A 14674-nucleotide genomic window follows, 5' to 3' on the forward strand; every position below is an offset into this window, starting at 1 on the left:
CGGAGTGGGGGTGGAGTGCCGAACCGCACCCAGCAGCCGTTGGATCACCGACCCCCGTGAACCGCGCTTCGGCGCACGGGCGAAGGGCATCTCCGGCGCACGAGGCCCGCTCCACTCCGATCGCACCGGACGAACCAAGCCGTCGATCACGCCGGACGGCTCGCCCGGCTCCACCCGGTGCGTCAGCGGCTCCAGGTAGGCAGGCGAGCGCCAGGACGCCAACGACGCGGTGAACCGCTCCACCGGGTTCACCAGCGGGTGGTCGGGCAGGACCCGGCGGATCGGCGGGAGCGTGCGCCACTCGCCGCGCAGCACGGGGTTCGGCTCGGCCTTCCTCCTGCCCCACGGCCACATCGCGCTTCACCGCCCCTGGCTGATCCGGTTGTTGATGCGGGCGATCTCGGACACGTACCGCACCCGGTCGTGGTGCTCCATGTCCAGGATGGACTCCCACGACCAGTGGAAGTGGTACGCCACGTACGCGACCTCCTCGTGCAGGCGGTCGGTCGCGCACGTCACGGTTCCCCCAGGCGGCCACCGGCGACGTCCACGCTGAAGCCGTGACCGCACTCCGGGCACGCCACCGCCGCGCGGGTGTGGCCCTCGCTGTTCACCCTGCGGTACATGTCCTGGAGGAACGCCAGGTCCGACGCGAACAGGTTCTCCACCACGCCGACGTGGACGTCGGTCACCGTGCCGATCCGCTCGACCACCCTGGCCAGCAGCACCACCGTGAGGTAGGCCGCGTTCTCCCGCACCCGGTCGTCGCGCAGCGGCACCAGCTCGTCCCGCGCGGTGGCCAGGCGCATCACGCCCGACCGGTGCACGACGCCCGCGTCGTCCACGTACCCGCGCGGCAGCTCGAACGCGAACTCGGTGCGCATCGCCGACTCCGGCGCGGACGCCGGTTCCGGGGCCTGCGGGGGCACTGCCGCCATCACCCTGCGCATGGCGTCACTCGATTTCCATCTGCTCGTAGGTGATCACGAGCTTCTCGGTGAGCACGCTGGTGTCGCCGGCCTTCAACGTGCCGATCTCCAACGACTTCGGCCACGCGTTGGTCAGCTTGTACCGCTTGATCGCCTGGCCCTCGTAGTCGTAGACGATGATCGCGCCGCCCTTGCGGGCGTTGCCCATCTTGCCGAAGTGGGCGTCCTTGACCCACTTCTCGAAGCTGTTGTCGCCGGTGAGGCCCCGGGTGAGGGTGACCTCGCCCGCCTTGGGCCTGCCGGGCAGCTTCTTGACCATGTACTTGCCGTCGTTGGTGTTCTGCTTGAGCTCGATGACGTCCTGCTCCATCTTCAGGCCGGAGACCTCGGAGATCTGCTTGATGGCGACGCCGTCGACTTCGAGCCCGAACGAATGGCCGACCGAGGTGTCGAGGTCGGGAAGGGCCATGACTCAACCGCCTTTACTCGTTGACGAGGCTGGTGCCGCCGGAGACCTGGGCCAGGCGGAAGATCACGAACTCGGCGGGCTTGACCGGTGCGATGCCCACCTCGCACACCACCTGGCCGACGTCGATGCTCTCGGCCGGGTTGGTCTCCCGGTCGCACTTGACGTAGAACGCCTCGTCCGGGGTGAGGCCGAACAGCGCGCCCTTGCGCCACTCGGTCACCAGGAAGGAGCTGATGGTGCGGCGGATGCGGGCCCACAGCGCGTCGTCGTTCGGCTCGAACACCACCCACTGGGTGCCGATGAGGATGGAGTCCTCCAGGTAGTTGAACAGCCGCCGCACGTTCAGGTACCGCCACGCCGGGTCGGACGACAGCGTGCGCGCGCCCCACACCCGGATGCCCCGGCCGGGGAACGAGCGCACGCAGTTCACGCCGATCGGGTTGAGCAGCTCCTGCTCGGCCTTGGTGAGCTGGGTCTCCAGCGCCACGGCACCGCGCACGACCTCGTTGGCGGGTGCCTTGTGGACGCCGCGCGTGCCGTCCGTGCGCGCCCACACGCCGGCCAGGTGGCCGCTCGGCGGCACGAACCGGTGCTCGTCGCCGGCCGGGTCGAAGACCTTGATCCACGGGTAGTACAGCGCCGCGTACTTCGAGTCGTAGCCGGCGGCGTTCTGCCGCCAGTCGCGGACCTCCTGCGGGGTGAGGGAGGGCGGCGGGTCGAGGATCGCCATCCGGTTGCCCATCAGCTCGCAGTGGGCGGTGATCGCCAGTTGCACGGCCTTGACCGACTCCAGCGTGATCAGCCCGCGCTGGTAGGAGCCCATCAGGTCGGGCACCGCGACCATGGTGATGTCCTCGATGGCCTCCAGGCCGCCGAACCCGGTGCGGTCCGCGACGTCGCCGACGTAGTCGTCCGGCGCGACCTTGCGCGGCACGGGCGGTGCGGCGGGCGAGTCCTTCAGCGCCACCGCGCCCTTGTCGGGCCTGGCCGGCGCGGTCGACGTCTCCTCGATCGTGATCAGGTTCGACTTCTCCTGCACGACGGTGAGCACGTTGTCCTTGGTGCGCTTGGTGGTCACGTTGTGCGTCTCGACCACCTTGCCGTTCTGCTTGACCAGCAGGGTGAACCGGTCGTCCGGCGGGTTCTCGCCGGCGGGGTCGGCCACCTCGACGGTGATGTCGCCCGCGCCCAGCTCCTTGGCGTGCACGCGGTAGCCGCCCAGGGCGGCCTGCGGTCCGGCGGCCTCCGAGCCGTTTCCGCTGCCGTTGCCGCGCTCGCCGCCGATGCGGACCACGTAGCAGTTGGCCCCGCCGTTGAGGAAGTAGCCGTACACCGACTGCGCCAGGTAGCAGTCCTCGACGAAGTCGCCGAACGCCTGCGTGTACTGGGCCCAGTTGGACACGAGGGTCGGGGTGTTGAAGGGGCCGCGCGCGGCGAACCCGACGAAGGCGGCGACGGCGGTGCCCACGCCCTCGATGGGCCGCGCACCCGCTTCCACCTCCTCGACGTACACCCCCGGCGAGAGATAGGTGGGCATTTGCGTTGCCTCCCAAGTCCGTGCGGAACCGGCTGTGGCGTGAATGCTCCGGCCGGCGGGCACCTCGGCGAAACGACCATCGGGCTGTGCCAGGGGGAACCGATAGCTGCCCGAAGAGGCAACCGCCCGAGCGCACCGGGCAGGGGGCAGCCGACACCGCCGCACCGGACACTCCTCGACGGGCTTGCGAGGACGGGCCGGGGGCTACTCGGCCGCGTCCTCTTCTTCCTCGCGCTGCACGTACGTCTGCGCGGCCGGGACTTCCTCGTCCTCGGCGGGCACGTCCTCGCGCTGCACCGCCTCCGCGCCGTCGTGGTCCTCGTGCCGCTGCACGGGGGCCGCCGGCGCGGTGGACATCACGCGGTCGGCGTTGGCGCTCGCTTCGCGCTCGAAACGGTCCGACGGGTCGCTCAACTTGACGCCGCCGCCGGCGGCCGTGCCGTCGACCGGGCCGCTGCGCTGCTGCACGACGTGCGTCAGCTCGTGCGCGAGCACGTGCTTGCCGGAGTCGGACGACGGGTCGAACTCGTCGCTCTGGAACACGATGTTCTCGCCGACCGTGTACGCCTGCGCGTTGACCGACCTGGCCGACTCGTGCGCCGCGCCGTCGGTGTGCACGCGGACGGCGGAGAAGTCCTGGCCGAACCGGGCCTCCATGTCCCCGCGCACGTCCGCGTCGAGCGGCGAGCCGCCGGCCCGGATCACGTCGTGCACCGGGGACCTTTCCTCGGTGGCGTCCTCGACGGCGGCGCCCGCACCCGCGTTGCCGACCGCGCGTTGCAGCCCCAGCAGACCCGCCGGGCCGAGGACGTCGGGCCGCCCGGCCGCCGCCGCGCGGCCCATGAGGTCGTGCTCCTCGCGCTCGACCCGGTCGCCCCCGGGGCGGAAGGAGGTTTCGCCGTCGTGCTCGTGACCGCGCATGGTCGCCCCCGCGTGAGAGGTGTGCCGCCTGGAGGACGGGTCGCCCTAGAGGATGGTCGGGCGGTCCGGGCCGCGCCGGCATCGGCCGCACGCCCGCACGGGCGCTGTCGACTGCCCGAAGGGGCAGCCGGCGGCAGTCCGGGCAGGGCCGGCACAGGCACCCCACCGCAGCGGGCGGCGGTCCAGGCAAGGCCGGCGCAGCCACCCCCACCGCAACCGGCGGCAGTCCGGACAGGGCCGGCGCAGCACCCCGCCGCAGCGGGCGGAAAGCCGGGTGTCTGCGGCGCGTCCACCCCGGGGCACCCGACGCCCGACGCCGGCCGGCGGTCAGGACGCGGCGAGGCCCAGGTACGGCCCGAACTCGCGCGCGCCGACCAGGCGGCCCAGCTTGCGGTACTCCCGGGCCACCGCGCCGACCACCTCGGCCATGCCGACCGGTCGCCCGGCCCCGGCGGCCAGGTACGCGGCGGTCACCGCCGCCGACCGGATGTGGCCGCCCGCCAGCTCGAACGCCGAGGACAGGAAGTCCAGGTCCACCTCCGCGCGCGGCGCGGTGCGGCCGAGGCACTTGTCCCACAGCACGCGGCGCAGGTCGGGCTCGGGCACCGGGAAGTCGACCACGACGTCCAGCCGGCGGGTGAACGCCTCGTCCAGGTTGGCCCGCAGGTTGGTGGCCAGCACGGCGATCCCGTCGAAGGTCTCCATGCGCTGCAACAGGTACGCGCTCTCGATGTTGGCGTACCGGTCGTGCGCGTCGCGGACCTCGGACCGCTTGCCGAAGATCGCGTCGGCCTCGTCGAACAGCAGCACGCCGTTGACGCCCGCCGCCTCGGTGAAGATCCGCTCCAGGTTCTTCTCCGTCTCGCCGACGTACTTGTCCACCACGGTCGCCAGGTTCACCGTGTACAGGTCGAGGCCGAGCGACGCGGCGACCACCTCGGCCGACATCGTCTTGCCGGTGCCGGAGTCCCCGGCGAACAGCCCGGTCACGCCGCGCCCCCGGCCGCCGCCGGGGCGCATCCGCCACTCGTCGATGACCCGGCCCCGGTGCTCGGCGCGGGCCGCCAGCTCCCGCAGCAGGCCCACCACCCCGGCCGGCAGCACCAGGTCCTCCCACGACACGGCCGGTTCGATGCGCCGGGCCAGGCGTTGCAGGCCGGCCGCGTTCTGGCTGCGCGCACCGGCCCGCAGGTGCGCGGTCGTCACGACGCCGCCGTCGACCAGCGCGGACACCGAGGCCGCCCGCGCGGCGCGGGCGATCTGGCCGGGGCCGAGCACGAAGTGGGCGGTGGCCGCCGCCGGGTCGACGCCGGGTGCGAGCCGGTCGTGCAGGCGCTCGCGCCACAGGTCGGCGCGGGACGTGACGGGCAGCGCCGCAGCTTCGTGCAGCAGCGGCGGTTCGGCGCTCCACTGCGGGTTCCACACCTCGGCCCCGTGCACCACCAGCGGCACCGACGGGTGGGTCAGCGGGCGCAGTGCCGGCGCGTCCTCCACCGGCCCGAGGACCAGGCCCGCGCCGCGCAGCACCGCCTCCCGCAGCACTGCGGCGGCCAGCTCGTCGTGGTCGGGTTCGGCGCGCAGCCGGGCCGCGTCGACCTCCAGCACCGCGAGCCCCGCGCGCGCCAGCGCCGAGGCGGCCAGCTCGCGCGCGCCGCCACCGGGCCGCTCCCGCAGGTACACCAGCCGGACCCGGGCCCGCAGCGCCCGCACCAGCCGGGTCACGTCGGCGGCGAGCGCCGGTCCGGCCACCACCTCCGCGACCCCGGACAGCGCCGCGTCCGGCGTGTCGTCGCCCAGCAGGTGGTTGACCACCCGGTCCGGCACCCGCAGGGAGCGCGACAGGAACGGCCGCTCCCGGTCCTCCACGACGAGCAGGCCGGCCGCGAGCAGCGGGGAGGACGGGTCCAGCCGCGCGCGCCCGGCGGCGGACGCCTCGGGCAGGCCGCACAGCCGCAGCGCGAGCCCCGCCGTGGCCCGCCGGCGGGTCACGTCGTCGTTCAGGTAGCCGTAGAACTGCTCGAACCGGCTGTCCACGTCCGGGGCGAGCGCCACGAGGAGCACCTCGACGTCCACCCCGGACAGCCCGGCGACCTCGGCCAGCCGGCCCAGCCGCCCGGACGCCGCCGAGGGGGCCGGCGGCACGAACGGGTCGCGCCGGGAGGTCAGCAGTGCCTCGATCGCCTCGTCGGACAGGTACAGGCCCCGGAACGGGTCGTCGGGGTTCGGGTCGGCCTGCCGGCGGGCGGCGACGGCGTCCCGGATGCGCCGCTCCAGCGCCGCGAGCCGGGAGAACAGGTGCGGCAGGCTGCCCGCGTTCACGGGGACCCGCGCGCCGGGACGGGCCGGTGCGCGACCGGGTCGCCGCCCATCTCCAGGCGCACGCCCTCCACCGGGGGGCCGGCCGGGAAGACCCGGCCCGCGTCGACCGGCGCGGACACCACGACGTCCAGCGACGGCTTCAGCTCGCCGCCCAGCGCCGTCCACACGTCGGCGAACGCCCGGTCCTCGGGCGGCGGCAGCGCGACGGTCATGGGCACCGGCAGCTCCAGCGCGGCCAGCGAACCGGACAGCAGGGCGGTGGGCACGGACTCGTGCCGGAGGAACCCGACCAGCAGCTCCGACAGCAGGCGGTGCTCGTCCTCGGACCGCTGGGTCCACGCGGTGACGAGGTAGGACAGCTTCACGTAGCGGGGCGGCAGGTGGCGCGCGACGACCTTGCCGTCGCCGTACTCGTTGAGCAGGCCGCGCTGGCGGCGGCGCATGTCCTCGCGGATGTCGTAGAGGTAGACGTCCACGGTGGGGGCGTTGCGGCGGGCCGCCCAGTCCTTGGTCGGCGCGTCGAACGCGACCTCGACGTCCGTGCCGCGCAGCGCGTCGTCCCGGACCAGCCGGCGCAGGGCCTCGTCCACCTCGTGAATCACGCACCCACGATGGGGCCGGAGCCGGTCGCGCCGGCAGCGGCGCGGCGACGGACCTCGGGGCACCGCTCGCTGCCCGCAAGGGCAGTTCACCGGCCCGACCATTTCAATCGCAATTACCGCACTAATACGGTGAGATCGGGTTCGGACTCCCGCTTTCCGCGTATTGATAACCTCCGGATCGGTGCTACTGTGCGCGCCAACCGAGGGCTGCCGCGAGATAGCGAGCCGTCCTCGACATGGTTGCCGTGGAAAGGATTATCGACCAATGGACGGTCGGCACCAGCGGGCGCGCTCCACGGCGGCCGACCCGGAGGGCGGGCGGGCCGCCGTGACGGCCGCCCGGTGGTCGGGCGCGGCGACCAGCCTCACCGGCACGCTGATCGCGGTCATCACCTTCCCCACGGTGTCGCTGAAGGTCGTCGGCGCGGTCGTCTGCCTGCTGATCGGGGCGACCATCCTGACCACCGCGCGGGTCCGCGACCGTCCCGCACCGCGCGTCCTGCTGTCGTTGTCGCTGGTCAGCGTTGCGGCGTTGGCGCTGGTGATCGTGCTGGGCAGCCAGGACGCCCCGGCCGAGCCGACCTCGCCCCGGGCCGCGCCGGGCTCCTCGGCCACCACGGCGGGCACCATCGGCACCGCGCAGGCGACACCACCGCCGCCGCCCGGCGCGGTGTCGCTGGTCGACCTCGGCCCGGTGCGCGGCGACCCGGCGCGGAACCTGTGGACCTCGGGTCCGACCAGGCTGGCCGGCGTGCCGCACGACAAGGCGGTCGCGGCCACCGGGGCGTGGTGCGGCTCGAACCAGGTGGAATACGCGCTGGACGGCCGGTTCGCGCGTTTCCAGGCCCTCGTCGGAATAGCCGACGAATCCGCCGAGACGAAACCGCTGCACTTCTTCGCACTGGCGGACGGAAATCGCGTGGTCGATTTCCCGGTGGTGCAGAGCAGGACGCCCCGGGCGGTGGACGTCCCGGTCGCCGGGGTGACCCGCCTGGTGATCGGCGTGCAGCCGCCGGCGGGCGACCCGAGCAACTGCCCCGGCCCCGAGCGGGTCGGCGTGTGGGCCGACCCGCTGCTGGTCCCGGCGGGCTGAACCCCGTCGGAGGGCGGCCGACCCGACCCGGGGACGGCACCCGGCCGCGCGGTCGGGGCCGGGCGGCGGGCACGCCCGGACGGCGCACCCTCCCGGCACCCGGCGGCCGGTCGGGCGCAGGCCCGGACGGCGCAGCAGCACCGCACCCGGTAGCCGGTAGGACGGCGTGCCCGGCGGGTGCTCCCGGCGTGCCGGAACCGCGCGGTTCCGCCCCTGGGAAACCGCCGCGACTTTCACGATTCCGAGCCCCGGTCCTGTGTGGACGGGTGTGTAGGGGGGCCGCGCGCCGGGTATGCGCCACCCATGGACGGCGCGGACGTGGAATTGAGACTGGCAGCTCGGCCGGCGCACCTGTCCACGATCCGCGCGGTCGCCAAGGCCGTCGCCCGGCCGCTGCCCGGACTCGCCGTCGACCTGGTCATCGCGGTGGACGAGGCGTGCGGCACCTTGATCGCCAAGGCCAGCCGCTCCGCCGTGCTGGTGTGCCGGTTCGTCCGGGACGGTGATTCGGTTCGGTTTCGCGCACAGGTCCGCTCATCGGCCGTGACCGTCCCCGACCACCGCTCGTTGTACTGGCGGGTCGTCAGTTCGGTGACCGACAAGGTGGCCACCTGGGTGGACGGAGACGGCCTGTTGCACGTCGAGTTGAGGTGCCGGGCATGAACGCGGTCGACTACCAGCCGCTGTTCGTGGAACTGGCGGCGGCACAACGTGACGGCTCGCGCTACGCGCGGCTGCGCGACCACCTGGTCACCGAGCACCTACCGCTCGCCAGGCACATCGCCGATCGGTTCGCCGAACGCGGGGAGAACGCGGACGACCTGAGGCAGGTCGCCGCCTTGGGGCTGATCCACGCCGTGGACCGGTTCGACGCCGGGAGGGGGATCGAGTTCCTGGCGTTCGCGGTGCCGACGATCACCGGCGAGGTGCGGCGCTACCTGCGCGACCAGGGCTGGGCGGTGCGCGTGCCGCGCCGGCTCAAGGAGCTGTGCCTGTCGATCGACGGCGCGCGGGTCGAGCTGGCCCGCCGCACCGGCCGCTCACCCAAGCCCACCGAGGTCGCGCGGCACCTGGGCATCACCCTGGACGAGGTCTACGAGGGCCTGCACGCCACGTCCGCGCACCACCTGCTGTCGCTGGACGAGCTGACCGGCGGCGAGCTGACCGCCGACGGCCTGGCGTTCGACGACCCGGCGCTGGAGGTGGTCGAGCTGCAGCACGCGCTGGACCCGATGCTGCGCGGCCTGCCCCGCCGGGAGCGGCGGATCGTCGTGCTCCGGTTCTTCCGGGGCATGACGCAGAGCCAGATCGCCGACTCGGTGGGCGTCTCGCAGATGCACGTGTCCCGGCTGTTGAGCCGATCGCTGGCCCGGTTGCGCAGTCTGCTCGATGATGTGTGACTGAGCCCATAGCGGGCTGGAAAGCGGGTGGTCGCCGTGGCGAACCTGTCCTGGCCGCAACGCGCGGCGCTGGTCCTCGGAGCGCTGCTGGTGGTGTGGGGGTCGGTCGACCTCGTGGGCGGGCGCGGCCCGCTGGGCTGGTTCCACGTGCTCACCGGGGCGGCGGTGCTCGTGGCCGCGTTCCGGACCCGCGCCGCCCGGCTGGTGGGCACGTTGATGGCGCTGCTGTTCCTGGTCGCGTTCGCCTACGGGCTGGGCGACCCGGGCGGTCCGCTGGACGCCGGGCCGGTGGGCAACGCGGCGCACCTGCTGCTCGGGTTCGCCTCCGTGGGCATCGCGGAGAGCTGCGTGTGGTGCGAGCAGCGCGCCCGGGGCGCGCGCCGCCGCGCGGAACCCCTTCCGTAGTAACGAAACGATTGTCCCGGACGTGGGACGGGTACCTCTCGGGTGACACCGAACGGGAGGACCGCGATGCAGAGCTGGCAGGGCGTGGTGGGCGTCGAGGGCCCGTTCGCCTCCGTGTACCTCGACGTGGGCACCCACCTGGAAGCGCGGTGGCGGGCGGCGCGGGACCAGCTCGAAGGCGCCGGTGCCGACCCCGCGCTCCTGGCCGCGCTCGACGAGGCGCTGATCAGCACGACACCGCCGGGGATGACCGGGCGCGCGCTGGTCGCCGGGGACGGGCGGGTGCTGGTGGACGTGTTCCTGCCGGTGCCGCCGTCCGGGTACGTGGCCCGCTTCGGCGAGCTGCCCTACCTGCTGCCGATGGTGGACCTGTCCGAACCGTTGCTGCCGCACGTCGTCGTGGACGTGCGCGACCACGGCGCGGAGCTGCGCGCGGTCGACCCCACCGGGCGGTCGGTGGCCGTGGCGTCGGTGGGCGCGCGCCGCCCCGACCGGCGGCTGGACCAGGCCGAGCTGGCCGACGTGGCATCCGAGACGACCGCGCTGGTGGAGCTGCTGGACGCGCCGCTGCTCGTGCTGGCCGGGCCGCTGTCCGCGCGGCGGTCGCTGCGGGTGGCGCTGCCGGAGCGGTACCGGCACCTCGTGGTCGAGGTGGAGGGTGCGCCCGACCGGACGGTCGCGGCGCTGGCCGGGCGGGCCGACCAGGACGGGCGGCGGGCCGTGGTGCAGCGGTTCCGGGACGAGTCGGCGCGGCTGACCGGGCGAGCCGTGCACGGAGTGGAGGCGGTGCAGGCGGCGCTGGAAGCCGGCGAGGTCGGCACGCTGCTGCTCAGCGACCCGCTCGTCGGGTCGCTCGACGCCGACGGCGGACGGGCGGACGAGGTGCTGCCGCTGCTCGCCGCCGTGTCCGGCGCGGAGGTCGTGCTGGTCGGCGGGTGCGTCCGGTTGCACCAGGACGTCGGCGCGCTGCTGCGCGACTGAGCAGAAAATTCCCCCGGAAGTTTGGGTTGAGGCGGGTCCGCACTGGGTACTGGACCGCCATGACGCATCTGCGGACGGCGGGCGTGGGACGGGGTCCCACGCCCGTTCGGCGTGCCCGGGTCCGCTCTGTGCGGTCGATCACCCGGAGTTGCCGCACGCCTGCGGGAGGCCCGGACAGGGCCACCGCGATCGTGCGCTCCGGACTACCGTGGAGCACGCGCCGCACCGGCGGTGCGCGATGAGAGAGGAGACGGGCGTGCCAGAGCCCTCGGCAGCACTCGCGTCCGTACAGGTGGACCGATCGGACGGGGTGGTGGTGCTGCGCGTGTCCGGTGAGCTGGACGCGAGCAGCGCGGACGAACTGGCCAGGCCGCTCGGCAGTGCCCTGGTGGCCGGCGTGCGGGGCGTGGTGGTCGACCTGACGCAGGTCCGCTTCCTCGGCTCGGCGGGCCTGGAGTCACTGGTCACCGGCAGCAAGCGGGCGACCGAGCTGAGCGTGCCGCTGCTGGTGGTCGCCTCCGGCCGGGCGGTGCTGCGGCCGATCGAGGCGACCGGCCTGACGGCGGTGTTCACCCTGGCCGCCACCCTGGAGGAGGCGCTCGGGCGGATCTAGTCCCCTCGCGCACGGCGGTGCGGCGGGCGGGGTGCGGCGGACGCCGCTGCTCCGCCCGCCGTTCGCGTTCCCGCACCCGGTGATCGTGCCCGCACGCGGGACACCCGACCGTGCCCGGCGACCGCGCGTCGGGGCGCACGGCCCCTCGTGCACGGGCCGGGCCAGCCCTGGCCGATGTCCTCGAACCACAGCTCCGGGTGCGCCTCGACGAACTCCGCCATCAGCGCGGCGCACGCCGGGTCGTCGAGCAGGGTGATCTCCACGCCGTTGCCGGCCAGCCAGTCGTGGCCGCCGTGGAACGTGCGGGCCTCGCCGACCACCACGCGCGGGATGCCGAACCGGCGGACGAGCCCGCTGCAGTACCAGCACGGCGAGAGCGTGGTCACCACGACCGTGTCGCGGTAGCGGCGGCGCCGCCCGGCGGCGCGGAACGCGGCGGTCTCGGCGTGGGTGGACGCGTCACCGTCCTGGACCCGCCGGTTGTGGCCGCTGCCCAGCAGCTCGCCGTGCCCGTCGAACAGCGCCGCGCCGATCGGGATGCCGCCCTCGGCCAGCCCGGTCCGGGCCTCCCGCACCGCCACCGCCAGCATCTCCCGTGCGTCCACCGGCCCAATCCAGCGGTGCCGGCACCGACGGGCACCGGCCACAAAGGACACCGACCCGGCCGGGATCACACGGCGAGTGGCCCCGAAGGGCTCTACCCGCCGAAGCAGAGAAACCCGACGCTGGCCGCGAAAGCGGCGTCCCCGCCGTCCGCGTGGGCCCGCTGCGCCCCCGCCAGCGCAACCGCCGGTTCCTCCCCCAGCCCCAGCCGCCGGTGCAGGTCGACCATCAGCGGCGTGGTCACCTCGGCCGGCACCGGCACCACCGGGGCGACCAGGGTGCGCGTGCCCAACCCGAGCAGCGCCGACGTGAAGCCCATCAGCTCGTCGCCCGGCCGCACCGCCGACAAGCCCGAGTCGCACGCCGAGAGCACCACCCGCTCGGGCGGGTTGCGCAGGCGTTCCAGGTCGTAGACGGTGAGCGGGCCGTCCGCCAGCTCCAGCGCCGAGAACAGCGGGTTGTCCGCGCGGAACGAGCCGTGCGCGGCGACGTGCGCCAGCGGTGCGCCGTCCATCGCCGACGCCACCGCGTCCACCGTCGCCGCCGCGCCGACCAGCACCGACGCCGCGCCCGCGAACGGCGTGATGGCGGCGATCTCGGTCGGCGCGGCGGGCAGCCTCGGCCCGGCGGCGAGCAGCGGCCGGTCGTGCGGGACGCGGGAGGACGACACCGCGCGCTGCCACACCGTCGCGGACGGCACGACGGTCACCGAGCGCCCCCGGCACCCGGGCAGCGCCGACCACGGCAGGCCGCCGAGCAGACCGGTGGGCGCGAGCACGAGCGCGCGCTCGTCCAGCCTGCGCCGCAACGGCGACAGCAGCCGGCGGTCCAGCAGGGACGCCGCGTGCTCCGCGCCCGCGCGCACCGCCGTCCGGTCGACGTGCTCGGGCAGGGTGACCAGCCGGTGCAGCGCGAACCGCAGCAGCCGGATCTCCCGCACCGCGCCGTCCAGCGGCCCCAGCCGGTGCAGGCTCGCCCGGCCGCCCGCGACGACCACGGCCAGCAGCGCGCCCTCGAAGTCGATGTACTCCACCAGCGCCGCGTCCGCCAGCGCCTGCGCCAGCTCGCGCACGGCGGGCACCCGGTCGACCGCTCCCCCGCCGCTGGTCTGCCGGGTCAGCTCGCGCACCCGCTGCTCGCCGCGCACCTGCCGCTGCCGCAGCGCCGCCGTGGGCTTGCCGGCCAGCAGCGCGAGGTCGATGTCCGAGGTCACCGCGCGCAGCTCGGCCAGCGCGTCGGCCAGCCCGGAGTCCTCCGGCGGGCGCGCGGGCGTCATCCGCATGGCACCGGCCCGCCAGCTCTCCGCCCAGCGGAGCACCCGCCCGGCGTGCCCGCCGGCGACCGCCGCGCGCAGCCCCTCCAGCGCGAGCGCCTTGCCCTGCGCGCCGCTCAGCGCGCGCAGCTCCGCCGCGCCCAGCGACACCCGGTACTCGTCGAGCAGGCCGAGCCCGCGCCGCAGCGCGCTCTGCGCGCCCCGGGCGTTGCCCGCCAGGTCGCGCCGCAGCGCCTCGGCGTACCAGCCCTGCACGCGGTGCGCCGCCGGGCCGCCGCGCCGGGCCGCGCCGGCCGCCGTCAGCTCGACCACCGCGCGCCGCCGGTCGCCGATCTCGCGGGCGATCAGCGCGGCGTCCACCCGCGCCTCCAGGCCGGCCATCCGCCAGCCCAGCTCGTCCAGCCGGGACGCCACCCGGGCCATCGCGGTGCACAGCGACCGCGACCGCTCGCCGCTGAGGTACGCCGCGCGCAGCTCCACGTGCCGCGCCCCGACCTCCCACACCTCGCGCTTCTCGCGGCGGAACCCCTTGCGCGCCGCCACTGCCATCCGCACGGCAAGGTCGAGGTCGCCCTCCATCAGGGCGATCCGGGCCCGGTAGAACAGCGCCTCGGAGCGCGCCAGCACGAGGCCCTTGCCCAGTTCGGCCAGCGCCCGGTCGGCCGCCGCCCGCGCCTCCTCCAGCAGCGGCACGGACACCAGCACCTCCAGCCGGTTGATCAGCAGCGCCGGGCGCGGCACCTCCAACCGCCGGTACTCGCGCTCGGCCTCGGCGAACATGGTCAGCGCGCGCGGCACGTCCCCGGCGCGCGACGCCGAGATGCCCGCGTTCCACCGCACGTCCGCGACCGCCAGCTCCTGGTCCAGCTCGCGGTAGAGCGCGGCGGCCCGGTCGAAGTCCTCGTCGGCGGCCCGCAGGCCGCCGGTGTAGGCGCGCAGCAGGCCCCGGTTGTTGCGGGCGCGGGCCTCGCCCAGCTTGTCGCCCTCGCGGCGGGCCGCCTCGATCGCCCAGTTGTACTCGCGCCGCGCCTCGTCGTAGCGGCACAGGTAGTGCAGCACCAGGCCTCGTTGCATCCGCGCGTAGTCGGCGTCCACGCCGCGCAGCTCGGGCAGCGCCGCGTTGACCGCGCGCAGCGCCTGCGCGTGCCGCCCGGTGGTGGACAGCACGAACGCGAGGCTGACCCGCGCCAGCGCGGCGAGCCGGCCGGAGCCCGCCAGTTCGGCGATCCGAACCGCCCGCCTCAGGTGCCGCAGCGCGCCGTCGAACTCGTGCAGCTCGCGCAGCGACAGGCCGATCGCCCGTTCGGCGGTCGACGCCTCGCGCGCGTCGCCCGCCGCCCGCGCCGCCTTCAGCGCCGAACGGCCCATCTCTATTGCCGCGTGCGGGTCCCGTTGCCGGGCTTCCAGCGCTGCGGCGGCGGAAATACCGGCCACGAACCACACTTTATTACCAAGAACACTGTGGTAGCTTGATCAAGCTCAGCACCCGTCTACGCTGCATGTGAGGCCGTGGTGTCCGAATCGTCGAA

Annotated in this window: 14 protein-coding genes and 1 pseudogene; 6 read left to right on the forward strand and 9 right to left on the reverse strand. The window is 74.6% G+C overall.

The features are described from left to right. Positions 1-360: 360 nt before the first annotated feature. From AB0I60_RS24565 to AB0I60_RS24595, 7 genes are all read right to left on the reverse strand, one after another. On the reverse strand, positions 361-519 hold the full coding sequence (locus AB0I60_RS24565; RefSeq protein WP_360733263.1) for a DUF6760 family protein: 159 nt from the start codon (positions 517-519) through the stop codon (positions 361-363). Beyond that, a complete protein-coding gene (locus AB0I60_RS24570; protein WP_360733265.1) occupies positions 516-950 on the reverse strand; it encodes a hypothetical protein in 435 nt (144 codons plus the stop codon). The genes AB0I60_RS24565 and AB0I60_RS24570 overlap by 4 nt, the downstream gene beginning before the upstream one ends. Before the next feature lie 4 nt (positions 951-954). Next, positions 955-1398 (reverse strand): phage tail protein, encoded by a 444-nt coding sequence (locus tag AB0I60_RS24575; RefSeq protein WP_360733267.1) that lies wholly within the window; start codon positions 1396-1398, stop codon positions 955-957. Positions 1399-1411: 13 nt separating this feature from the next. Further along, complete coding sequence (locus tag AB0I60_RS24580; RefSeq protein ID WP_360733269.1) at positions 1412-2935, reverse strand: phage tail sheath subtilisin-like domain-containing protein; 1524 nt, start codon at positions 2933-2935, stop codon at positions 1412-1414. Positions 2936-3139: 204 nt separating this feature from the next. After that, positions 3140-3856 carry a DUF4157 domain-containing protein gene (locus AB0I60_RS24585; protein ID WP_360733270.1) on the reverse strand — a complete coding sequence of 239 codons (717 nt, stop codon included), beginning with the start codon at positions 3854-3856 and terminating at the stop codon, positions 3140-3142. A gap of 327 nt (positions 3857-4183) precedes the next feature. Then, positions 4184-6175, reverse strand: coding sequence for an ATP-binding protein (locus tag AB0I60_RS24590; protein ID WP_360733271.1), 1992 nt, complete (start codon positions 6173-6175; stop codon positions 4184-4186). Continuing rightward, positions 6172-6777 carry a DUF4255 domain-containing protein gene (locus tag AB0I60_RS24595; RefSeq protein ID WP_360733273.1) on the reverse strand — a complete coding sequence of 202 codons (606 nt, stop codon included), beginning with the start codon at positions 6775-6777 and terminating at the stop codon, positions 6172-6174. Before AB0I60_RS24595 ends, AB0I60_RS24590 begins: the two co-directional genes overlap by 4 nt. A gap of 265 nt (positions 6778-7042) precedes the next feature. Here AB0I60_RS24595 and AB0I60_RS24600 point away from each other — a divergent pair, with 265 nt between their 5' ends. The 6 genes from AB0I60_RS24600 to AB0I60_RS24625 all read left to right on the forward strand — a co-directional run bounded on the left by AB0I60_RS24600 (position 7043) and on the right by AB0I60_RS24625 (position 11269). After that, a complete protein-coding gene (locus tag AB0I60_RS24600; RefSeq protein WP_360733275.1) occupies positions 7043-7870 on the forward strand; it encodes an NPCBM/NEW2 domain-containing protein in 828 nt (275 codons plus the stop codon). Positions 7871-8188: 318 nt separating this feature from the next. Beyond that, positions 8189-8533, forward strand: a complete 345-nt coding sequence (locus tag AB0I60_RS24605; protein ID WP_360733277.1) for an ATP-binding protein — start codon at positions 8189-8191, stop codon at positions 8531-8533. Continuing rightward, positions 8530-9270 carry a SigB/SigF/SigG family RNA polymerase sigma factor gene (locus AB0I60_RS24610; protein WP_360733278.1) on the forward strand — a complete coding sequence of 247 codons (741 nt, stop codon included), beginning with the start codon at positions 8530-8532 and terminating at the stop codon, positions 9268-9270. The genes AB0I60_RS24605 and AB0I60_RS24610 overlap by 4 nt, the downstream gene beginning before the upstream one ends. 36 nt (positions 9271-9306) lie before the next feature. Then, positions 9307-9675, forward strand: coding sequence for a hypothetical protein (locus AB0I60_RS24615; RefSeq protein ID WP_360733280.1), 369 nt, complete (start codon positions 9307-9309; stop codon positions 9673-9675). A gap of 66 nt (positions 9676-9741) precedes the next feature. Beyond that, positions 9742-10656, forward strand: a complete 915-nt coding sequence (locus tag AB0I60_RS24620; RefSeq protein WP_360733282.1) for a hypothetical protein — start codon at positions 9742-9744, stop codon at positions 10654-10656. Positions 10657-10912: 256 nt separating this feature from the next. Next, positions 10913-11269, forward strand: a complete 357-nt coding sequence (locus tag AB0I60_RS24625) for an STAS domain-containing protein (protein ID WP_360733283.1) — start codon at positions 10913-10915, stop codon at positions 11267-11269. Between the two features lie 170 nt (positions 11270-11439). On the opposite strand, the pseudogene AB0I60_RS24630 reads toward AB0I60_RS24625, so the two are convergent. Next, positions 11440-11859 (reverse strand): annotated as a pseudogene (locus AB0I60_RS24630) (nucleoside deaminase); the annotation flags it as partial. 107 nt (positions 11860-11966) lie between these two features. Continuing rightward, positions 11967-14579 carry a CHAT domain-containing tetratricopeptide repeat protein gene (locus tag AB0I60_RS24635; RefSeq protein WP_360733284.1) on the reverse strand — a complete coding sequence of 871 codons (2613 nt, stop codon included), beginning with the start codon at positions 14577-14579 and terminating at the stop codon, positions 11967-11969. Positions 14580-14674 lie beyond the last annotated feature (95 nt).

Source organism: Actinosynnema sp. NPDC050436 (assembly GCF_040655415.1).
Taxonomy (GTDB): domain Bacteria; phylum Actinomycetota; class Actinomycetes; order Mycobacteriales; family Pseudonocardiaceae; genus Actinosynnema.